The organism is Brevundimonas sp. FV1ps31S, assembly GCF_058681265.1.
The window spans coordinates 2,107,542-2,128,526 of sequence record NZ_CM178735.1 but is presented as its reverse complement, the minus strand read 5'-3'; the positions used below and the strand labels follow the sequence as shown (position 1 = coordinate 2,128,526).

General features: G+C 66.7%; 19 protein-coding genes and 1 tRNA gene. 11 read left to right on the top strand and 9 right to left on the bottom strand.

The window, feature by feature from the left end; genetic code table 11:
* Positions 1 to 101: 101 nt before the first annotated feature.
* Together ACVPT3_RS10025 and ACVPT3_RS10020 are read left to right on the top strand one after the other, a co-directional pair.
* On the top strand, positions 102 to 1,541 hold the full coding sequence (locus ACVPT3_RS10025) for a GumC family protein (RefSeq protein WP_492040761.1): 1,440 nt from the start codon (positions 102 to 104) through the stop codon (positions 1,539 to 1,541).
* 50 nt (positions 1,542 to 1,591) lie between these two features.
* Positions 1,592 to 2,293 carry a P-loop NTPase family protein gene (locus ACVPT3_RS10020; protein ID WP_492040760.1) on the top strand — a complete coding sequence of 234 codons (702 nt, stop codon included), beginning with the start codon at positions 1,592 to 1,594 and terminating at the stop codon, positions 2,291 to 2,293.
* Here ACVPT3_RS10020 and ACVPT3_RS10015 read toward each other — a convergent pair.
* The 4 genes from ACVPT3_RS10015 to ACVPT3_RS10000 are packed head-to-tail and all read right to left on the bottom strand — an operon-like array spanning position 2,274 to position 7,109.
* Entirely contained in the window at positions 2,274 to 3,218 is a 945-nt protein-coding gene (locus ACVPT3_RS10015; protein WP_492040759.1) for a glycosyltransferase family 2 protein, read from the bottom strand. The genes ACVPT3_RS10020 and ACVPT3_RS10015 overlap by 20 nt on opposite strands.
* Positions 3,218 to 4,159: a glycosyltransferase gene (locus ACVPT3_RS10010; RefSeq protein ID WP_492040758.1), complete on the bottom strand. Its 942-nt coding sequence runs from the start codon at positions 4,157 to 4,159 to the stop codon at positions 3,218 to 3,220. Before ACVPT3_RS10010 ends, ACVPT3_RS10015 begins: the two co-directional genes overlap by 1 nt.
* Positions 4,156 to 5,601 (bottom strand): lipopolysaccharide biosynthesis protein, encoded by a 1,446-nt coding sequence (locus ACVPT3_RS10005; protein WP_492043809.1) that lies wholly within the window; start codon positions 5,599 to 5,601, stop codon positions 4,156 to 4,158. Before ACVPT3_RS10005 ends, ACVPT3_RS10010 begins: the two co-directional genes overlap by 4 nt.
* An 11-nt stretch (positions 5,602 to 5,612) precedes the next feature.
* Entirely contained in the window at positions 5,613 to 7,109 is a 1,497-nt protein-coding gene (locus ACVPT3_RS10000) for an exopolysaccharide biosynthesis polyprenyl glycosylphosphotransferase (protein ID WP_492043808.1), read from the bottom strand.
* 122 nt (positions 7,110 to 7,231) lie between these two features.
* Here ACVPT3_RS10000 and ACVPT3_RS09995 point away from each other — a divergent pair.
* Together ACVPT3_RS09995 and ACVPT3_RS09990 are read left to right on the top strand one after the other, a co-directional pair.
* Positions 7,232 to 7,323 (top strand) — tRNA-Ser (locus ACVPT3_RS09995).
* 667 nt (positions 7,324 to 7,990) lie between these two features.
* Positions 7,991 to 8,800, top strand: coding sequence for a hypothetical protein (locus ACVPT3_RS09990; RefSeq protein ID WP_492040757.1), 810 nt, complete (start codon positions 7,991 to 7,993; stop codon positions 8,798 to 8,800).
* On the opposite strand, the gene ACVPT3_RS09985 is transcribed toward ACVPT3_RS09990, so the two are convergent.
* Entirely contained in the window at positions 8,792 to 9,040 is a 249-nt protein-coding gene (locus tag ACVPT3_RS09985) for an Arm DNA-binding domain-containing protein (RefSeq protein WP_492040756.1), read from the bottom strand. The genes ACVPT3_RS09990 and ACVPT3_RS09985 overlap by 9 nt on opposite strands.
* 294 nt (positions 9,041 to 9,334) lie before the next feature.
* On the opposite strand from ACVPT3_RS09985, the gene ACVPT3_RS09980 reads away from it, so the two are divergent.
* On the top strand, positions 9,335 to 11,134 hold the full coding sequence (locus tag ACVPT3_RS09980; protein ID WP_492040755.1) for an acyl-CoA dehydrogenase: 1,800 nt from the start codon (positions 9,335 to 9,337) through the stop codon (positions 11,132 to 11,134).
* On the opposite strand, the gene ACVPT3_RS09975 is transcribed toward ACVPT3_RS09980, so the two are convergent.
* The 4 genes from ACVPT3_RS09975 to ACVPT3_RS09960 all read right to left on the bottom strand — a co-directional run bounded on the left by ACVPT3_RS09975 (position 11,135) and on the right by ACVPT3_RS09960 (position 14,455).
* Entirely contained in the window at positions 11,135 to 11,740 is a 606-nt protein-coding gene (locus ACVPT3_RS09975) for a biliverdin-producing heme oxygenase (protein ID WP_492040754.1), read from the bottom strand.
* Between the two features lie 66 nt (positions 11,741 to 11,806).
* Positions 11,807 to 12,985 (bottom strand): glutathionylspermidine synthase family protein, encoded by a 1,179-nt coding sequence (locus ACVPT3_RS09970; RefSeq protein ID WP_492040753.1) that lies wholly within the window; start codon positions 12,983 to 12,985, stop codon positions 11,807 to 11,809.
* Between the two features lie 3 nt (positions 12,986 to 12,988).
* Positions 12,989 to 13,744 carry a PspA/IM30 family protein gene (locus ACVPT3_RS09965; RefSeq protein ID WP_492040752.1) on the bottom strand — a complete coding sequence of 252 codons (756 nt, stop codon included), beginning with the start codon at positions 13,742 to 13,744 and terminating at the stop codon, positions 12,989 to 12,991.
* Between the two features lie 15 nt (positions 13,745 to 13,759).
* Positions 13,760 to 14,455 carry a YjfI family protein gene (locus ACVPT3_RS09960; protein WP_492040751.1) on the bottom strand — a complete coding sequence of 232 codons (696 nt, stop codon included), beginning with the start codon at positions 14,453 to 14,455 and terminating at the stop codon, positions 13,760 to 13,762.
* Positions 14,456 to 14,533: 78 nt separating this feature from the next.
* On the opposite strand from ACVPT3_RS09960, the gene ACVPT3_RS09955 reads away from it, so the two are divergent.
* The 6 genes from ACVPT3_RS09955 (at position 14,534) to ACVPT3_RS09930 (ending at position 20,901) form a co-directional block, all read left to right on the top strand.
* Positions 14,534 to 15,580, top strand: coding sequence for an ion channel (locus ACVPT3_RS09955; RefSeq protein WP_492040750.1), 1,047 nt, complete (start codon positions 14,534 to 14,536; stop codon positions 15,578 to 15,580).
* Positions 15,581 to 15,582: 2 nt separating this feature from the next.
* A complete protein-coding gene (locus tag ACVPT3_RS09950; RefSeq protein WP_492040749.1) occupies positions 15,583 to 16,230 on the top strand; it encodes a YjfK family protein in 648 nt (215 codons plus the stop codon).
* 23 nt (positions 16,231 to 16,253) lie between these two features.
* Positions 16,254 to 16,667, top strand: coding sequence for a DUF350 domain-containing protein (locus tag ACVPT3_RS09945; RefSeq protein WP_492040748.1), 414 nt, complete (start codon positions 16,254 to 16,256; stop codon positions 16,665 to 16,667).
* 5 nt (positions 16,668 to 16,672) lie between these two features.
* Positions 16,673 to 17,308 (top strand): DUF1190 domain-containing protein, encoded by a 636-nt coding sequence (locus ACVPT3_RS09940; RefSeq protein WP_492040747.1) that lies wholly within the window; start codon positions 16,673 to 16,675, stop codon positions 17,306 to 17,308.
* Between the two features lie 178 nt (positions 17,309 to 17,486).
* Positions 17,487 to 20,255 carry a TonB-dependent receptor gene (locus tag ACVPT3_RS09935; RefSeq protein ID WP_492040746.1) on the top strand — a complete coding sequence of 923 codons (2,769 nt, stop codon included), beginning with the start codon at positions 17,487 to 17,489 and terminating at the stop codon, positions 20,253 to 20,255.
* 142 nt (positions 20,256 to 20,397) lie between these two features.
* Complete coding sequence (locus tag ACVPT3_RS09930; RefSeq protein ID WP_492040745.1) at positions 20,398 to 20,901, top strand: RNA polymerase sigma factor; 504 nt, start codon at positions 20,398 to 20,400, stop codon at positions 20,899 to 20,901.
* The last annotated feature ends 84 nt before the right edge of the window (positions 20,902 to 20,985 follow it).

The following is a 20,985-nucleotide window of genomic DNA, read 5'->3' as shown; positions in this document are numbered from 1 at the left end:
AAAACAGGTTGATTGCAGCCTCGCGCCTTATGGGTAACCGATGGTTAACGCCGGTGGGCGAAAGGTGAAACGGACCAAGAGTTTCCTGGATTCGCCCGCCCATGCGTTCGACGGCCTATGTCACGACCCGACCGCGTTACGGCGTGCTGGATGTCGTCGGCCTGCTGTTCCGCGAACTGCTGCTGATGATCGTCGTCTTTCTGGTCATCTTCGCCCTGGGGGCGGCGGCGGTGTTGACGCTGAAAAAGACCTATACGGCCCAGGGCGCGGTGTTTGCGGGCGTGGGCCAGGAGTATGTCTATCAGCCGCGGGTCGGCACGGCGGAGCGGGGGCAGGCGCCGCAGGGGGACGAGGTCGCCAGTTCCGAGGCGGCGATCCTGAGTTCGGGGCAGGTGCGCCAGCGGGTGGTCGAGGCGCTGGGGCCGGCGGCCATCCTGGGCAAGACGCCGACAGGATCAAAAGATCGGGCCGAGGCGGCGGCGCGCAAGCTGGTCGGCGGCAGCCTGGGCGTCGGCACGGCGCCGGGCAGCGCGGTCATCCGCCTGAGCTACGAGGCCGACGATCCCGAACGGGCGGCGCGGGTGCTGAACACTGTGATCGAGCAATACCTCGCCTATCGCCGCGAGGTGTTCCAGGACAAGACTCCGGCCATCGCCACCCAGAGGCGGGCGTTCGAAGGCGATCTGAGCGCGGCGGATCAGGCCTATGAGCAGTTCCTGACCAGCAATGACATCGGCGACTTCACCGCCGCCAAGACGACCCTGGCGGCCGTCTATCAGACCGTCTTCACCGACCGGATGTCGACCCAGAGCCAACTGAACCAGACCAGCCAGAGGCTGAACACCCTGGTGGCGCAGCAGGCGGCGACGCCGGCGGAGGTGGCCCTTCAGCAGGACCTGAACATCTCGGCCCAGGACCAGGTGCTGCAACTGCGCACCGAGCGGGAACAACTGCTGTCCCGCTACCAGCCCGACGCCCAGCCGGTGAGGGACATCGAGGCGCGGATCGCCCAGTTGCAGGCCTATGTGGGTACGGGGACGGCAGTGGGGCCCAAGGAGGTCCGCACCGGGCCGAACCCGGTCTGGACCGAGCTGGAGACCAACCGGATCAACACCCAGGCCGACCGCGACGCCCTGGCGGCGAGGCTCTCGGCGCTGGATCGTCAGTTGACGGACATTCGGTCGCGGCAGGCGCGGCTGACGGCCCTGGAGTCCGAGAATGCGACCCTGGCGGGCAACCGCGAGGTCCTGACCGCCAACATCCGCGAGTTCCAGCAGCGCGAGAGCCAGAGCCGGGCGGATAACGCCCTGGTGGCCGCCGGCGCCGACAATGTCACCGTGATCGAGCGGGCCCAGCCGCCGTCGACCGGCAAGAGCCTGAAGGTTCCGGCCCTGGCCGCCGTCTTCCTGTTCGCCGGGTTCACGGCCCTGTGCCTGGGCCTGCTGCGGATTTTTACGCGGCGGGGCTTCTCGACGCCCGACTCGGTGCGGCGGACCCTGGACATGCCCGTCCTGGCGGTGGCTCCGGCCAAGGCGCACTAGGAGCGTGGCCGTGGTAATCTGCGGGCTGGTGGAGCGCGCATAGCGATTCGATGGTCGATCTGACGTCCGAAATGGCCGGCCTGTGGGCGGCGCTGGGGCCTGCCCCCGCGCATCGCGCCCGCGTGATCCAGTTCGCCGCCGCCACGACCGGAGAAGGCGTCTCGACCGTGGCGCGCGAGTTCGCGCGCCTGGCCGCCGTGCGGGCGCGCAAGCCGGTATGGCTGGTGGACGGCGACCTGGCGCAGCAGGGGCAGCTGGACGCCATCTCCGCCGAACCGGATCGGTTCGGCCAACTGGGCAAGCCGGCCCAGGCGTCGCCCGACGGATCCAGCTTCTTCGCCGTCACGCCGGCCCCGACCGGTCGGGACGGCAAGCCGGTGCCGCCCGCGCGCCTGCTGACGGCGCGCCCCTGTCTGGGCGGGCGGTTGTGGACGACCCGGTTCCATATGGAATCCCTGCGCTCGGGCCACCGAGTCGAGGCGGTGGGGGAGCCCCGCTACTGGGACGCCCTGAGGCCGCACGCCGACACCATCGTCATCGACAGCCCGGCGGCGGACCGCAACGACATGGCGATCATCCTGGCGCCCTTCGTCGATATGACGGTGCTGGTGGTGGCGGCCGGCGGCGCGACCGCGAGCGGACCCGTGATCCTGCGCGACGAGATCGAAGCCGTCGGCGGGCGTATCGCCGGAGTGGTCATGAACCGCTCGACCTACAAGCCGCCCAAGTTCCTCAGCCGACTGGCGGGCTAAGCGGTTTTCGCAGCATCGCCGCGCCGTAGAGTTTCGGCTCGAACCCTTTGGTCCAGAAGATCTTGCCGAAGCCGCGCGCGGTGCGGTCCAGGGTTTCGGCGCGGGCGGGGCGGCGGAGCAGGGTCAGGGCGAGGGAGGCGAGGCCCCAGACGGCGGTCTGGGCGGCACCGATCAGCATCCAGCGGGCGACGCCGGGCCAGTCGCGGCGGGCGGCGGCCATCTGGCTGGGGCTCTGGCCATAGGCGAAGGCGCGCAGCAGGGCGTAGTTCAGGGTGGCGCGGTCGGGGGGCGCGAACTCGTCCACCCAGGCGTCGGCGGCCCAGCCGAACCGGCCGCCGCGCGCTTGCAGGGCGGTGAACAGGCGGTCGTCCTCGCCGCCCGTCTGATCCATGGCGGCGTCGAACGGCGAGAGGCCGGGCAGGGCCGTGGCGCGGACCATCAGACTGTTGCCACAGCCGTGGATCTGGTCTGTCAGGCCGGTCTGGGTCGGGCCGTCGCGGCCGAAGAAACGCTCCAGATAGGCGGTGGTCCAGCCTGTGCCGTCGGGCACCCGGCCCCGGATCGGGCCGAACAGGACGTCGGCGCCGGTCTGAGACTGGGCCTGCAACAGGGCGGCCAACCAGCCGGGGGAGGCGGCCTCGTCGTCGTCGAGGAAGGCGATCAGGGGGGCGTCGGCAGCGGCCAGTCCGATGTTTCGCGCCGTGGCGACGCCGGGGACGGGGGCGTGGGCGTAGGTCAGGGGAACCGGCGCCTCGGCCCGCAGGCGGTCGATCAGGGCGGCGGCCGAACCGTCCGGGTCGTTGTCGGCGATGACCACGGCGGCGATCCGGTCCAGCGACCCGACCTGGGCGAAGACCGAACGCAGGGCCCGCTCCAGCATGGCGGGGCGACGCAGAGTGGGGATGACGACGGCGACGTCCCGCATCAAATCGCGTCCGCATAGACGGCCGCGCGGTACAGGCGCAGGGCGAAGGCGCGGGTGCGGGTCGGCAGCAGGGGCGACAGGGCCGCGCCCCGGGCCATGCGACGGATCAGCGGCAGGGACGGCAGGCGTTTCAGGGCGCGGGCGGCCTTGTAGCTGGGGTAGGTCTGGACGATGGCCGGGTGCAGGGCGACCACGCGGGCGAAGTTGGCGGCGCCCTGGTCGAACTTGCGCGCCAGGTCCGGCACCGTGTCCAGGCCCATGTGGGTGGCGGGATTGTCGATGTGGACCACCTGGAACCGGCGGGCGACCCGCATGGCCCATTCGACATCCTCCCACCCCCAGCCGGTGAAGCCGGGGTCGAAGGATTCGACGGCGAAGACATCGCGCCGGACCAGCAGGTTGGAGGTGTAGACGTATTTCTCGGGCGTCCTGGCGCGCTGGGCGGCGCGGACGCATTCGCTGGCGCCGGACAGGGCGCGGTGGACGGCGAAGCGGCGGTCGCGCGGCGCCTGTTTCAGCGAGAAACCGCCGAAGGCCACGGCCGGATCGTCGCGCGCGATCAGATCGACCCAGGTCTGGAGGAAGTGCGGGCTGTCGGGCTTCATGTCGCTGTCGAGGAACAGCCAGGAGCCGGCGCGGGCGGCGATGGTCAGCCGGTTGCGACCGCGCGCCCGACCTTCGTTGGCGGACAGGGTGACGAGCCGGGCAGGCAGGGCCAGGGCGTCCAGCGCGGCCTTCAGCCGGGCGGTCAGGGCGGCGTCGCCCGTGCCGTCGTCCAGCAGGATCAGCTCGACCCGGCCGGCCAGGGCGGGGCCTTCGGTATCCAGCCGGCGCAGCAGGGGCTCGGGATCGTCGCCCAGGAAGGGGATCAGGACCGACAGGGCGGGCCGGGCGGCTGCCCAGCCGGAGTTATCGTGGATATCGGCGCGGGAGCCGCTCATGCCGTCGCCCCTCGTCGGGCCTGGATCAGTCGGTTTAGCACGTCGCGCACTCCGGCGGCGTTAAGCGTCAGCGCCAGGGCCGCATAGACCAGTCCGCCGAGGCTCGCGTGCAGCATCAGTTCGACAAAACCGCCCAACGGCGGAAGGCGCCAGACCACCAGGGCCATGCCGGTCGAGGCGACGCCGCACCGGATCAGCGCCTCCCACGGAATGGGCAGGGCGATCGCGCGGCGGCTGATCAACAGACAGGCGACTAGGCCTATGGCGAAGCTGAGGGCCGTGGCGACGGCGGCGCCCAGCACGCCCAGCCGGGGGATCAGGATCAGGTTCAGCAGGATGTTGGCCAGGGCCGGAATGGCCATGGTCACCAGCAGCAGGCCGGTCTTCTTGCCCAGGGTGAAGCCGAAACCGAAATAATAGGCGATCAGGCCGGACATGAAGGCCGAGGCCGCGATCCAGGGCGTGACCAGGGCGGCGGCGACGCGCAGCTCGGGGCCGATCATCAGCTCGGCCAGTGGCCGGGCGACCAGGGACAGGCCGACGGCGGCGGGCAGGCCGATCAGGATCAGGGTCGAACCCTGCTCCAGGGCCGTGTGACGCAGCGCCTCTCGGCCCCCGCGCTCCAGCGCCATGACCATGGCCGGGGCCCCGGCCGCGCCCAGCCAGATGAACATCACGTCCAGGGTGCGGTTCGCCAGGCTGTAGCTGGCGTGATAGGCGCCGACCGCCGCCGCGTCCATGAAGGCCGCCAGCAGAAAACGGTCGGTCGAGGCCAGGACCAGGGCCAGGGTCAGGGAGGCGGCGATCGGGTAGCCGTAGGCGGCGTAGGCCTTCAGCCGCGCGCGATCCACGGTTCCACCGGCCGACTGGCGCAGTTCGCCCGGCAGGATGAAGGGCAGGGCGAACAGGGGGGCGATCATCAGCCCCAGCATGGGCGAGGATGCGCCGGCGCCGGCCAGGGCGAAGCCGGCCCCGACCAGAAAGCCCAGCACGGCGACGCCCATGTCCACCGTGGCGGCCTTGGACACCTCCCCGGCGGCGCGATACCGCTCCTGCGCCAGCTTGGCCAGGTTGCGGATCGGGGCTCCGGCCAGGCCCAAGCCGACCGCCAGCTTGAAGGCCGGGGTCAGGGGCAGGAGCCAGACCACGAGCGCCGCGACCGGCACGAAGATGGCGATGACGGCGAAAGAGGTCCGGTACAGGCTGGCGAAATGGGTCGCCAGGCCGCCCGGCGTGCGCTCGGCCGCCCAGAAGCGGGCCATAGAGGCCTCCAGCCAGCTGAAACTGACCGTATGGGCCAGGCTGGTGACAGAGAAGGCCAGGGCGTAGTGGCCGAAATCCTGTGGGCTGAGCAGGCGGGTGAAGACGACGATGGTCAGGAAACCGACCACGCCCTGGACGATCTGGGCCGGCAGATAGCCCCAGACGCCGCGCCAGAACATGCGTTTCTCGCTCACCTGACGGCGGCCCGGTCGCCGAACAGGATGGGAAGGGTGATCAGCATGATCCACAGGTCCAGCCAGAAGGACTGGCGCTGAATATAGTCGATGTCGAGCGCGACCCGGCGGCCCACCTCGGCCTCGGTGGCGATGGGGCCGCGCGATCCCTTAACGGCGGCCCAGCCGGTCATGCCGGGCTTGAGCCTGTGGCGGTGAGCATATTCGGCGACCAGTCGCGCGGATTCGGTCTCGCCGGTCTTCATGCCGATGGCGTGGGGACGCGGGCCGACCAGGGACATCTCGCCCTTCAGGACGTTGAACAGCTGAGGCAGTTCATCCAGGCTGGTGGCGCGGATGAACCGGCCGACGCGGGTGACACGATCATCGTCGACAGTGGTCTGGCGGCTGGCGGCGGGGTCCGCGTCCGCATGGCGCATCGACCGGAATTTCCAGACCACTATGGCTTCCTGGTTGAAGCCATGGCGGCGCTGACGGAAGAAGATCGGACCGGGGCTGTCCAGACGGATGGCTGCGGCGATGATCGCCATGACCGGGGCGGCGAGGATCAGGGCCAGGCCGCCGATCGCCAGGTCCTGAATCCGTTTGGCGACAGCGCGGCGGTCCGCCGCGCCTCCGTCGCCGATCGTCGCCAAGGGCGCCTGGGCCAGACGGTCCAGAACAGCGTCGCGATCGCCCTCGGCCAGGACGGTCAGGGGATTGGGCAGGGTCTCCAGTCGGCGCGTCAATTCCCTTACGCGGGGTCCGGCCTCGGCGTCGATGGCGAGCACGATGCGGTCGACATAGGGCAGGATTCGGTGGTTCGGCAGGGCGGCGGCGCGGCCCAGCACGGGCACCCCAACCAGACGGTCGGGCGTGCGCGACAGGCGGTCGTCGAACACGCCCAGCACATTCAGGTCGCGTCGCTCGAGCGCCCGCTCGATCAGGGCCTCGGCGCTGCGTCCGGCCCCGACGATGACGATGTTGGGCGACAGAATCCCCCGCCGCTGCCAGCGTGCCGTCAACCCCAGCCATACGGCGTGCAGCCCTGTCAGCGTCACCACGGTAGCCAGTGCCCAGGGCGCGAGCGCGCCCCGGGCGGATCCTTCAAGCGTCAGCGCGACCAGGGCCGCCGCGCCTGTCGCCAGCAGCACGGCCGCGACCACGCGAACCAGATGGACCATGGCGGCCCCGTCCCGACCGAATCGATAGAGATTTAGGCTTCTCAGCAGCGTCAGGACTGTCGCTGCGCCTGTCGCAAGCGGCAGAACCGCCGCGACCGTCAGGGTTTGAAGGTCGATCGGACCCCGCGACCCCAGAGCCAACACCGTCAGACCCGCCACAACCACGATGTCGGTTGCGCGGAATCCATAGGCGGCTAGGCGCATGGCCGATCGCTCGCGTGCGTTCAGCCACGCCTCGGGCCGGAATGGTCCCCGCGCGACGCCGGGCGCCGCGTGCTCGACCGGCGTCGCGACGCCGGTGGTGGCGAGGGGGGAAGCACAGTCAGGCATGACGGTCCAGGATTTGCGGTGGTCGTCATCCTGCACGCTGCAACTGTATGCGGCGTTAACAACAGGTCTTTGCACCGAACCGATTGCACGATGCGGCCGGCTCGGCTATCGAGCCCTTCGCTGGAGACGTGGCCGAGTGGCTGAAGGCAACGGTTTGCTAAATCGTCGTACCCTGTAAGGGGTACCGAGGGTTCGAATCCCTCCGTCTCCGCCACCTTCTTGAAAAAAGCGCTTTCAAAACAGCGGGCTTAAAGCGCTGTTTCGGCAGGCCCTAAAGCCCGCCCTAAGGGGCCATTTTCTGTGCATAAGCCACCTAAGATGCGCAGATGGGCCGGTGTCTGTTGAACCGGGCCCAAACTACGGTGGTCCCGCTGCGAATCATTGCGCAGTTCACCTCCCGATTAGTTGGCGTCCAACAGATGGCGGTGACGCTATTGTAGCTGCTGCCAATCTTCTCGCAGGAAAGCGTCTGGCCAGGCGCAAGGGGGCGAAGAACGGCGGTTGCCGATGCTGTAGGGCATGGATGCCCCTCAGAGCACGTCTCGTTGCTCTACCGCGCAGCTACGGCGTGGAGACGGACTCTCGTGCCATCTTCGCACCGGAGGGTGTCGCCGTCGTTGACATAGGCAGCCTGACACGAAAACCGGTTTGTCGGCTGCTCCTGATATACCTGAGGCTCTCCCGTGGCTTCTCCGCTGATCAATTGGACTTGATCGCAGAAAGCCATTGGAAGGACTGCACTGGTCAAATCCTGACCGCCAATCGAAGCCGTAGCCCCGAAACGCAGCGGGCTCTCTGAGTGGAGCATTCGCTAGCGTAACTTGTGGTTTTATTCCACTGTGGCGTAACGACGTTCGAATCAGAGATACAAAGGAGCATCTATGCCGACCAACCAAGTGCCGTACGAGGCGGCGGCCACGGCCTTTTTAACGGTAGTAGAAGGCAACTTGGCCGCCATCGCTGCAGGCCCTGAGCTCGGTTTGGCGCTTCCGCCCGACTTCAACTTTACTGCCTTCTCGCCCTACGACGCGGCAAAGCTCGAGTACGTAAATCAGTTCACGGCCAGCCTTGCCGAGATCGATATGTATCAGGCACGCGGGATAGCTCACTACAATCCAGAGTACCTCGAAGGTGCCCATGCATTTCTGGGCTCGGTCATGGGTGCGGAAATGGACACCGTTGGAACCCAACCAGCATTGCTCGCAGGCATCGAAGCGTATGGGAACCTCTATAACGCTGGGACGTGGACCAACATTCTGACCTGGCTTCAGCGGCGTGCAATGGGCCAGTACAGCGCGACTTTCATTGGCTGGTACTCGGCCGGTGGGCCCAACAATCACCAACCTCTCGACATGTCCCTCCGTGTCAGCTTCACCGACGCTAATGGGAGTGCGCAGTCAAAGACGTTACAGGTTGGCACTTATTGGACGCTCGATCTGCTCAAGGGTGCGCTTGATGACCTCTTCGCGAATCCGACGTATCTCCACTCATATGACGTGACCAGCCCGAGCGGAGCGCTGCTCGGCCCTAACACTCAGACGCTGACGGCCTTGGGTCTGAAAGATGGTGATACGGTCACGGCGACCCTGAAGATGTCCTCAATCACGCCTGGGCCAGGGTCTCCATACGGCCCCGGCGGCATTTTTGGGCCTGACGGTCCCCTCCACGACCTGAAGCCCCTGTCAGGCTGACTCCCGCGAGACATCGCGCCTTCCCATGGCTCGCTCAACAACGCTACCGACCTTCTGACCAAGGCACATCTCAACTAGCTCACCCAGCCCCATTTCTCTGCGGCGTCCCATCCACTGGTACACATAGACCCAGCTTTTTCGACGTTCAGAGATGCGCAGATAGAGACCTGCTCCATCATTGTGGAAACCAATGCCAAGGGACTTGGCGGCGAGTGCGGTAAGGCGATTTGTTGTGTTCATGAAGCCGACGCGGCCCTAAGCGTGATCCTAAAACAAGCAGTTGGATTGCTGGAGCCGGCGGTGGACAGCCCTAGGCGGACTTTGCGATAAACGGCTGTATGTAAACGTGAATTGGAGGGGTGCAGACAAGGGCGGATGCTCGTTCCGGGGGCTCCGTCTCCGCCAGCCTTTTCAAGTCGATGCGCCAACCCTCCCAGCCGGCCGGACCGGGCCCGGTCGAACTTGCGATGGGACGCGGGGCGACCTAGGCTTCCTCACCGCATTGATAAAGGCGGGTGTGTCCGGAGCCCTTGAATGTCTGACGCCTCGCTGATCCTGTCCCGGCGCGATCTGGATTTCATTCTGTATGAATGGCTGGAGGTCGAGCGGATGACGCAGCGGGCGCGGTTTGCGGATCATGACCGGGTATCGTTCGACGGGGTGCTGGACACCTGCGCCCAGCTTGCGGCGGATATGTTCGCGCCGCACAATCGCAAGGCCGACCAGAACGAGCCGACCTTCGACGGCGAGCGGGTGACGATGATCCCCGAGGTGGCCCAGGCCCTGGCGGCGTTCCGCGAGGCGGGTCTGTTCTCGGCGGCGCAGGACTATGAGTTGGGCGGACTGCAACTGCCCAATGTGATCGAGCGCGCCGGCTTCGCCTGGTTCCAGGCGGCCAATGTCGGCACGGCCGCCTATCCCTTCCTGACCATCGGCGCGGCCAATCTGCTGAAGACGCACGGCACGGCCGCGCAGATCGACGCCTATGTGCGGCCGATGCTGGAGGGGCGGTTTTTCGGCACCATGTGCCTGTCCGAGCCGCAGGCGGGTTCGTCGCTGGGCGACATCCGCACCCGCGCGGTTCCGCAAACCGACGGCAGCTATCGGCTGTTCGGATCGAAGATGTGGATCTCGGGCGGGGATCACGACCTGTCGGAGACCATCGTCCATATGGTGCTGGCGCGGATGGAGGGGGCGCCGGCGGGGGTGAAGGGGATCTCGCTGTTCGTGGTTCCCAAACACCTGCTGGACGAGAGCGGCGCGCCGGGCGAGCGCAACGACGTCGTCCTGGCCGGGCTGAACCACAAGATGGGCTATCGCGGCACGACCAACACTCTGCTGAACTTCGGCGAGGGGCGGCATACGCCGGGCGGGCAGGGGGGCGCGGTCGGCTGGCTGGTCGGGGCGCCGCATCAGGGGCTGGCCGCCATGTTCCACATGATGAACGAGGCGCGGATCGGGGTCGGCGCGGGCGCGGCGGCCCTGGGCTATACCGGCTATCTGCACGCTCTGGACTATGCGCGCGGCCGGCCGCAGGGACGGCCCCTGTCGGCCAAGGATCCCGCCAGTCCGCCCGTGCCGATCATCCAGCACGCCGATGTGCGCCGCATGCTGCTGGCGCAGAAATCCTATGCCGAGGGGGCGCTGGGGCTGAACCTGTATTGCGCGCGGCTGACTGATGATCAGACGACGGCGGAGGACGCGGCCGAGCGGGAGCGGGCCGGGCGGCTGCTGGACATGCTGACGCCGATCGCCAAGAGCTGGCCGTCGCAATGGTGCCTGGAGGGCAACAGCCTGGCGATCCAGGTGATGGGCGGATACGGCTATACCCGCGACTATCCGGTCGAACAGTTCTATCGCGACAACCGGCTGAACCCGATCCACGAGGGGACGCACGGGATCCAGGGGCTGGACCTGCTGGGCCGCAAGGCGATTATGGACGGCGGCTCAGGGCTGAAGCTGCTGGGCGAGACTGTTCTGGCGACGGTGGCGCGGGTGTCGGGCGACCCCGAGTTGGAGCCCTATGGCGAGGCCCTGGCCAAGGCCATGGTCCGTATCGGCGAGGCCACGGCGACGGTGTGGCGCGACGGGGAAGCGGAGCGGGCCCTGGCCAACGCCTCCACCTATCTGGAGGCCGTGGGCCATGCCGTGATGGCCTGGATCTGGCTGGAACAGGCGCTGGCGGCGGCGGGCAAGACCGGGGACTTCTACGACGGCAAGCGTCAGGCCGCGCGCTACTTCTTCCGCTGGGAACTGCCCAAGATCGGGCCGATGCTGGACCTGCTGGTCAGCAAGGACGACACGACGCTGGCGATGCAGGACGCCTGGTTCTGATCAGGCGGCGGCGGTCCCGCGCCAGAAGGTCCGGTCGACCAAGCAACGCACGCGGCTGAAGGCGGCGGAGGCGCCGGCCATGACCCGTGCCTCTTCATCGGCCGTCAGATCGGGGGCGTCGAGGGCGGCGGTGAAGCTGCGCCAATGGTTGGCCCGACCCTCGGGCGAGGCGGCCAGATGGCGGGCGCCGAACTCGGCCGACAGGCCCAGGCCTGCGGCAGCCTTCAGCAGAAAGGCGGCGCCCAGGTTCGATCCCTCGGCCACATAGAGCCAGCCCAGGGCTGTGGACGCGTCCACCGGCTCGCCGGGTTCAAAGCGGGGGCGTTCGTCTTCCAGCGCAGGCGCGGCCTCGAGATCAGCCAAGTCCGCGCAGACCTGCTGGTAACGGCGGCGGTCAGCCAGATCGGGGATCTTGTTCGCCAGCTCGGGCGCGTCGTAGAGGGCGGCGATGTCGCGGTGGAACAACTGCTGCACCCGGAGGAAATCCGCATAGGCGTCCCGGCTGGCGAAGGGTTCGGCCTTCATGATCGCCTGGTCCAGCCCATCGTGAACGCCGTGGGTGGCGGCCTTCAGACGCCTGGCGCGGCTCGTATCGACTTCGGTCATTAAACGCCTCGGGTTACTGAGGCTGGAGCTAACCTAGTTGCGAACAAATCGCAAGTGGGTCGGGCGTCACGGGCGGATGAAATGCGGCACGAAGCGCGAGGTGTTGCGAGTGATGCGGCCCGTGTCCTCACGCAGGCTGATGCCGGCGGGCTCGGTCCCCACGACCCATGAGCCGACGATGACGTGGTTGCCGTCGAACAGGGGCGGATTGCAAAGGGCCTGACGAATGTAGCGCCCATCGCCATAGCCGCCGTCCACGACCTCGGCCGCGCTGAGGCCCTGGTCGATCAGTTCGACATTGTCGCCTTCGCGCGAGAACAGGGGCTTGCGGACATAGGATGACCCCAGCGCCGCCTCGGCCGGATCGCCTTCGAAATAGGATTCCAGCAGGTTGGGGTGGCCTGCATGCCGCTCCCACAACAGGGGTAGGATGGCCTTGTTGGACAGGATGCTCTTCCACGCCGGCTCCAGCACCGTCACGTCGGCAGTGGGCAGGGGGGCGGCGTATTCGTCGCGCAGCATCTGCTCCCACGGATAGAGCTTGAACATCGCCTGGATGATCCAGTTCTCATGGTCCACGAACCGGCCGTCGGCGTTCAGGCCAATCTGGTCGATGGCGACGAACTGAGGCTCCAGCCCGGCCTGACGCGCCAGGTCTTCGAGGAAACGCACCGTCTGGCGGTCCTCGACGAACTCGGCGTCCGAGGCGAAGTGGACGAAGCCGCCGTTGGGGAAGATGGCGCGGAAGCGGTCGACCAGCTTCTCGTGCAGGCTGTTGAACTGGTCGGCGTCGGCGGGCAGGGCGCCGGCCGCGATCTGGTCCTCCAGCCACAGCCACTGGAACACCGCCGTCTCATAGATGCTGGTCGGAGTGTCGGCGTTGTACTCGTAGAGCTTGGCAGGACCCTTGCCGTCCCCCGAGCCAGCATAGGCGAAGTCGAACCGGCCATAGAGGGACGGGTCGCCCCGTTTCCAGCTGGCGGCGACGTAGTCCCGCATGGTCTCGGGAATATCGAGCTGCTCCATCAGCCGCTCGGACTGAACGGCCTCATTGACCAGTTCCAGACACAGGCCGTGCAGTTCTTCGGTCGGCGCTTCGATCCCGTTCTCGATCTCGGGCAGCGAGAAGGCGTAGGCCGCCGTCTCGTCCCAATAGGGTTTGCCGTCGGTATGGCGCCAGGTGAAGCCGAGTTCCTCGGCCTTGGCGTCCCAGTCGGTGCGGGGATCGAAGCGCAGACGCTCCATGGTTCAGGCCGGGTCCTTGTCGGGGGTCGCCACGCCTGGAGTAGATTGGCCGATGCGCGGCGTGACCACGGTCACGTCCGGCTGGCTGAGGCGGGCCAGAACGTCGTCGGCCGAAGAATGACCGGGCAGGATGCCGGCGTCGCGCAGCTTGGCGTCCAGGTCGGCGCCGGTGCGGCGGTCTTCCAGGGCCTGGCTGGCGTTCAGTTTTTCCTCCTGGATGGCCTGGCGCTGCTTGATGCGTTGCAGGCTGTCGGCGGCCGAGCCGATGCGCGACTGGGCGCCGGCCGAGTTCAGGGCGACCGAGGTCTGGGCGCGCTGGACGGAGTCGTTGACCTTGACGATGTCGATCTCGCGACGGAGCGTCTCGATCTTCTGGTCGGTCGAGGCGATGGCCGTGCGCAGGCGGGTCTCGGCCGTCTTCATGTCCTCGATCAGCGGGCCGCGGCTGGTGATCTCGACCTCCAGCTCGGCGATACGGCCGGCGACCTCGCGGGCCAGGTCGGTCTTGCCCTGGCCCAGGGCCGAACGGGCCGAGCTTTCGTATTTGGCGATCTGGTCGCGGAAGCTGGCCATTTCGTTCTCGGCCATGCGGCGACGGGCCACCAGGCCGGCAAGGTCGTCGCGCGCCTTGCCCTGGGCGTTGTCGGCGTCGCGGATTTCCTGATCGAGGATCTTCAGGGCGTTGGCGTCGACGACGCCCTGGGCGGCGTCATGGGCCGAGCCGCGGAACAGGGCGGAGAGTTTTCTGAGCATGGACATGGTCGGGTCTCCGGGTCAGGCGGCTTCGGCGCCGAAGGTTTCACGCAGTTCGGTGGCGTCGATCGCGTTCTCGGCCAGGGTGCGCAGTTCGATGAGTATGGTCTGCAGCGTCGTCTTGCACGACAGTTCGCCCATCAGCTCATACACGTCTTCGCCGCCGACGTTGGTGATGGCGAAGTTGGACAGGGGCACCACGCGCTGGGCCTTCAGCAGGAACTCGTTGAAGGCGTGACGGTCGGTCTGTTCCGACACGGGCCACAGCAGGACCGAGCAGACGATCTGGGCGCCGCCGACGCTGAGATAGACCGGCAGGTCGCCGTATTCGTGCATGGTGGCCAGGAGTACGGCGTCCGCGCCCTCAAGCACGCGCAGGGTCATTTCCCCCTCGCGCAGCAGGGGCGAGCCGTCCATCGCCGCCTTGATGGCGGGCACGGTCCAGGGTGTTTCGATCACGGCGTCCATAGGGTGGTCGTCTCCAGGGGTGATTGGGTCAGAAGTGGGGCGCCGCGTGCGGCCGGCAAGGTTCTGAGCGGCAAGCCGGGGGCCGCGGGTGGAATCCGTGACGATGGCGCGCACGGCGGCCTTCACATCATCGCGAGCGGATTCGGGCACCCAGAGCTCCAGCTTCACCATGCCGGCCGCCCGACGCGCCTGTCGCCACGCACGAATGCGATCATTGGCGGCGGAGGAGGGCGGGGCGGCTGAGGGCATGTTTCATGAAACGCGTAACATGAACGCTTGACTTCGCCTAGGGGTCTGCGGTCAGGTGGCGACGAAGAAGGGGATGGCATGCTGCTGCCGAGGATGAAACTGGCGCTGATCTTCGACCGGGCGTTTCACGCCATGGCCGATATGCACTGGCGGATGCTGACCGGGCTGATCCTGTTTCATGCGGTTTCGTCCTGGCTCCTGCTGGCCTTGGCGGGAGAGACCGAGCTTCATCCGCCTGTGACCTTTATCTACTGGTACGCGACAACGGCCTATACCGTAGGTTATGGCGATCTCAGCCCGCAAGGCGTCGCCGGGCGTCTGGTCACCGCCATCTGGATCTTTCCCGGCGCCATTGCGGCCTTCACCACTGTGGTGGCCAAGGTGCTGGGCGCCATCGGCGACATCTGGCGTGCGCGACGAGCCGGAAAGGGAGACTATTCCAAGATGACCGACACGATCATTCTCATCGGCTATCACCCGACCCGAACGGCCAAGATGATCGGGGAGTTGTGCGCTGAGTTGAACACGACCCAGACCCTGGTCCTGATGACGCGGCAGGTCATCGCCGATCTGGATCCGCGGGTCCGGTACGTCCAGAGCGAGAGCCTGACGTCGTCCGAAGGCTTGGCCCGCGCCGGAGCGGCGACGGCCAGCCGGATCCTCGTGTACGCCGACACTGATTCCGACACTCTGACCGCGACCCTGGCGGCGTCCGCCGTGGCGCCGAAAACGACGCATATCGTCTGTTTCTTTGAAGACGCCGACAGCGCGCGGCTTCTGGCTCAGCACTGCCCGCAGGTGGAGATCGTCTTGTCGTCCGGTCCGGAGATGCTGGCGCGTTCGGCGCGTGATCCGGGCTCCAGTCAGGTCATCAGCGCCCTGACCAGCCAACTGGATGAAAGCGCCACCCTGTTCAGCCTGAAGTGGCGGGGGGCGGCGCAATCGGTCGGCACGCTGACCCAGGGGCTGCTTCAGCATCGCGCGACGCTGCTCGCGCACCAGCCGCAGGGCGTCGATGCGCCGCGTTTCAACCCCTCGGCGGAAACGGCCGTGGAGGCCGGCGACCGCTTGTTCTATGTTTCTTCGGCCCGGCTGGATCAGGCCCGCCTGGCCGGAAACGCGTAACGATGTTCAAGAAGCTCTTCGGATCGTCGGACAACTCAGAACCCGCCTCCAAACTGGCGACGGTGCGCAACATCACCGTGGGCCGCACCGTGTCGCTGGATCCACTGGCCTGGCGCCGGTTGGGGGACGAGACGCATTTCGCCCTGGATCGCGACGTGCTGGATATTTCGGCCCAGGGTCTGGTCAGCCTGGACGGCGGGCAGTTCGTCCATCGCTTCTATACCGACGACCACGTCATGCTTCAGGCGATGAGCGACGACGAGGCGGGGATAGAGTCCTATGACTTCAGCCTGTTCATCCCCTGGACCTCGGCCTATCCGCCGGGCGAGCGGGAGCGGCGGATCTGGCGCGACCGGCTGTCGGCGCCGGTGTTTCATGGGGCGGCTGAGGAACTGCCCGACTATCCGCGTTTCTGGTTCGCCGAGAGCGATGCGATCCAGCCGCCGGTCACCCTGTGGGAGACCATCTGGGACGACCGGGCCGCGACGACGCCCTATGCCAAGATCTTCCAGACCTGCATGCTGTATGCGCGGGAGCTGGCGGACGGGCGCGAACTGATGATCGCCCTGGAGCAACAGCCCGAGGGCGGCGAGACGACGCACGAAATCATGATCGGCATTCCACTGGAAATGGCCGAGTTCCGCGCCTGAGGCGCACATCAAAGGCAGACAGAATGTTCGACTGGTTCATATTTCAGCAGGGGGCGATCGCCTTCATCATCGCCTTCGCGGCGGCCGGCGCCTTCACCGTGGCGTTCAAGCTGGTCTACCAGTGGGTCACGCCGTACCACGAGCATACGCTGATCCGTGAAGGCAATACGGCCGCCGCCATCGCCCTGGGCGGGGCCTTGATCGGCTATGTCCTGCCCCTGGCCTCCGCCCTGTCGCATACGGTGAGCCTGATGGAGTTCGCGGCCTGGGCCCTGCTGGCCGGCATCATCCAGATCGTCGTTTTCGTGGCCATCAGCCGTATGGCGTTCCGCAATCTGGTGGCTCGCATCGAGGCGGGCGAGATCGCGGCGGCCGTCTATCTGGCCTCCATCTCCATCTGCGTGGGCCTGCTCAACGCCGCCTGTATGACGTCGTGACCGCCATGACCGATCTCCAGAAGGACCCGGGGAACCTGCCCCAAACCACCACCATGCGGCGGCTGAAGCGGTCACGCGTGCTGCACGTCAGCAGCCTGATGGCCACCGCCAGCTTCTCGCTGGCCGCCTGCGGCGCCCCGGACGTTCCGGCGCCCCAGGCCGAGCCCGTGCCTGCCTTGGCCTATGCCTCTCTGGAGGAATGCCGCACCGCCAACGACATCCCCGACGACCAGTGCGACGCCGCCCTGGCCAAGGCCCAGGAAGAGGCGGCCAAGACCGCGCCCCGCTACGCCACGCGCGAGGAGTGCGAAGGCCAGTGGGGGCCGTCGCAGTGCCAGCCGAACAATCAGGGCGGCAACGGCTCCTTCTTCACGCCGCTGCTGGCCGGTTTCGTCGTCGGCCAGCTGTTGAACGGCGGCGGCTATCGCGGCGGGGGGCCGTTATATCGCGATCGCGAGAATCGCTATTCCAACGGCTATGGCGGCGGCTACACCTACCGCGACTATCGCACTGGCCGCACCATCACCAACGCCCGTGAGCATGGCGACGTGGCGCGCCAGGCGCCCAGCCGGGTGCAGAGCCGCACGACGGTCGTATCGCGCGGCGGTTTCGGCGGCGGCGGGCGTAGCTACGGCGGCTGAGCCGGCGAACCGAGGCGCATGATCGACGGCCCGCAGGATGCGCCTGCGGGCCGTTTTTCGTGCCGAAATCGGCCGAACAAGACAGCGCCGTGAAGTTTGAATGAAAAGCCCTGTCACACATTGAGGGGGGCTGAGAGCCCGTCGTTGAAGCGCCTAGAACTCACTGGGGGCTACTCAAATGAAAAACCGAATCCTTGGCACGACGGCGTTCGCCGTGGTCGCCGCAACGCCGTTCGTCGCCTTGGCGCAGGCCGCCGAACCGGCCGCCGTTACCGCGGCGAGCCAGGCCGAAGCCACGCTGGACGAGATCGTCGTCACCGGCTCTTATCGTCGCAGCCTCGAAGAGGCGGTGGACATCAAGCGCAAGACGGTTGGCTTCTCGGACTCCATCGTCGCCACCGACGTCGCCAACTTCCCCGAGCAGAACCTGGCCGAGGCGCTGCAGCGCATCCCCGGCGTGACGATCGAACGCAACAAGGGCCTGGGCCAGCGCGTCAATGTGCGCGGCCTGCCCACCGAGTTCACCTTCGTCAGCATCAATGGCCTGGCCACCGCCTCGGGCAGCGGCGGCCGCGACGTCGAATTCGACATCTTCGCCTCGGAAATCCTCCAGCAGGTGACGGTCCAGAAGTCGCCGCGCGCTGCAGACGAAGAGGGCGGCATCGCCGGTTCGGTCAATATCTCGACCGCCCGTCCGTTCGACTACGCCGGCCGGCGGGTCGTCGGTTCGGTCGAGGGCGCCTACAACTCGATCTCAGAAGAGGTCGATCCCAAGATCGCCTTCCTGGCCAGCGACACCTGGGGCGATTTCGGCGCGCTGGTGTCCTTCTCGACGGCCCGCCGCACCAACCGCACCGACTCGAACTCGGGCATCAACTTCCGTCCCATGTCGCGCTTCCTGGCCACGTCCACGGGCGCCCGGGGCACGCAGGCGGCGGCGGTTCTGCTGCGCGACGCCGGCATCTCGGTGCCGAACCGCGCCGACACCAATGTCACCAACCGCATCATCTTCCAGGACAAGGTCGGCGACCGCGCCTATCTGAACACCCAGGACCAGTGGGGCGGCACGGTCGCGCTGCAGTATCGTCCGTCCTCGAACTTCAGCCTGGCCTTCGACGCCATGGTCGGCGCTTATGAGACCACCGAGGACGAGTATGACGCGGCGGCCTATTCGGCCTCCAGCCGTTCGACCCTGGAAACCATCCATGAGTACGACGACACCACCCTGGCCGACTACGGCATGGTCGTGCTGCGCGACGTTTCCTACACCGCCACCCAGCACGAGTTCCTCAGCAAGGAGCGGATCAACAATACCGACTACCAGCAGTTCGGAACCGAGCTGAACTGGAGCGGCGACAGCTGGAAACTGCACGCCATCGCCGGCTATTCGGGCGCCGAAAAGACCCTGGACAACTCCAACCTGAAGCACGTCGCCTATGCGCCGTCGCGGACGCGCTGGACGGCCGAGGGCGGCGAGACCATTCCGAGCGCTAGCTCCGCCGGCTTTGACATGTACAACTCGCCGTCGCGCTACCTGTTCGAGGCGTATGAGACGACCTACGAAGCGATCAACGACGACAAGTACGCCGCCCAGGTCGACTTCACCAAATATCTCGATTTCAGCTTCTTTCCGGCGCTGAAGAGCGTGCAGGTCGGCGCGCGCTACACGGACAAGTCCAAGGAGCGTCAGTACGGTTCGCTGAACATCCAGGGGCCTTCGGCCGGCAGCACCGCCTGGCTGAACACCCGCACCCTGGCGGACAGCGAGTTGACCCCGATCGGCGACCTCGTCCCCGGTGGTGATTACAGCGTCCGCGACCTGACCTGGAGCCAGGTGTCGAACGACTACGCCCGTCGCACCTTCCGCTACGACGGCTTCTTCACCCCGTTCAACGTCGGCGACTACTATGAGGTGACGGAAGAGGTTCTGGCCGCTTACGCCATGGCCGACCTCGCGTTCGACCTGGGGCCGGTGCCGGTCGCGATCAACGGCGGCGCCCGCTACATCGACACCTCCATCACCTCGTCGGGCTATCACCAGATCCAGAACCCGAACGGCTCGACCGGCTATACCCCCGAGCCCGTGTCCAGCGACGGCGGCTACGACAAGGTGTTGCCCAGCCTGAACATCACCGCTGATCTGACGGACAGCCTGATCTTCCGCGCTGCGGCGTCCGAAACCCTGATCCGGCCGGCCCTGACCGACCTGGCCTACAAGCGCACGGCCAGCTGGAACTCGTTCCGCTTCACCGACGGCAACCCGAACCTGAAGCCGACCTACGCCAAGCAGTGGGAAGTGGGCCTGGAACAATATCTGGGCGACGGCGGCCTGCTGGCGGTCTCGTACTTCTGGAAGGAAATCGAAGGCGTGGTGCGCCAGGCCCTGACGGGCACGGTGCCGAACGTGACCAAGTACAACGCCAACGGCACGATCGACGGCGTGTACGAGTTCGACGTCTATCAGCCGATCAACGAACCTGGCTCCTATGAGGTCAGCGGCGTGGAACTGGTTGCGGTGGTGCCGTTTGGCCAGTTCTTCGCCCCGCTGGAAGGCTTCGGGATCAACGCCAACTATACGGTGCTGGACAGCTCGCTGATCGGCAACTCGACCCTGGGCATCCCGACCCCGCCGGCGGGTCTGGCCGACAATACCTACAACGTCACCCTGTTCTACGAGAACACCAAGTTCCAGGCGCGCGCGTCCTACAACTACAAGGACAAGTACGTCGAATCCATCGGTTACGAGATGTATCCGATCTGGCGCGAGGGCTATGGCCAGCTTGATCTGTCGGCCAGCTACAATGTGACCGAGAGCCTCCAGATCAACCTGGAAGGCATCAACGTCACGGACGAGGCCACCAAGGGCTACACCATGGATCCGTCCTTCCCGACCATGTACGAGTTGTCGGGTCGCCGCATCAATCTCGGCCTGCGGATGGAGTTCTGATCCATTTCCGGACCTGAACATCATTTGATCGCTAACAGGTCAGCCTCTTGATCCGCCAGAGACTGACCTGCGCAACGTCCCCTTCGCGAGAAGGGGACGTTTCGTGCTTTTGAAGCCGGCCGGACGTCGGGAGGAGGTGGCCGTGGCGCTTGATCGTCTTTTCGCCGAACTCCGCCGCGACCTCATGGGGTATCTCCAGCGCAAGGGTTTGTCGCCGGAGGACGCGGAGGACGTGGTGCAGGAGGCCTTGGTTCGCTTCCATCGCGCCGGGCACGACCTGTCCGGCGCCGATGCTCGCCCCCTGTTGTTCGTGATCGCCCGCAATCTCCAGATGGACCGGTGGAAGGCCGCTGGCAGGAAGGGCGTGCGGGGCACAGACGACATTCATTCGCTGGACGCCGGTCCGCGCGCGGTCGCCAGCGATGCGCCTGCCGCCGACCAGCATGTCATCGGGCGGGAGAACCTGGCGGCTGCGGCTGCAGTCATTCGCGCCTTGCCCAGATCCACGCGAGAAGCCTTCCTGCTTCACCGGTTTGACGACATGACCTACCGCCAGATCGCGACGCGGTTGGGCGTGTCGGTCAGCATGGTCGAGAAACACATTGCCGAAGCGCTCCGTCAGCTGAAGATTTCGCGAGATGACTGAGGTGTCTGGCGCCGCTGTCGTTGTGAGTATTGAAAGCGTTGGCGCACTATCCCCCTGCCACGTCCCGGAGCGTTTCGTTCGCGC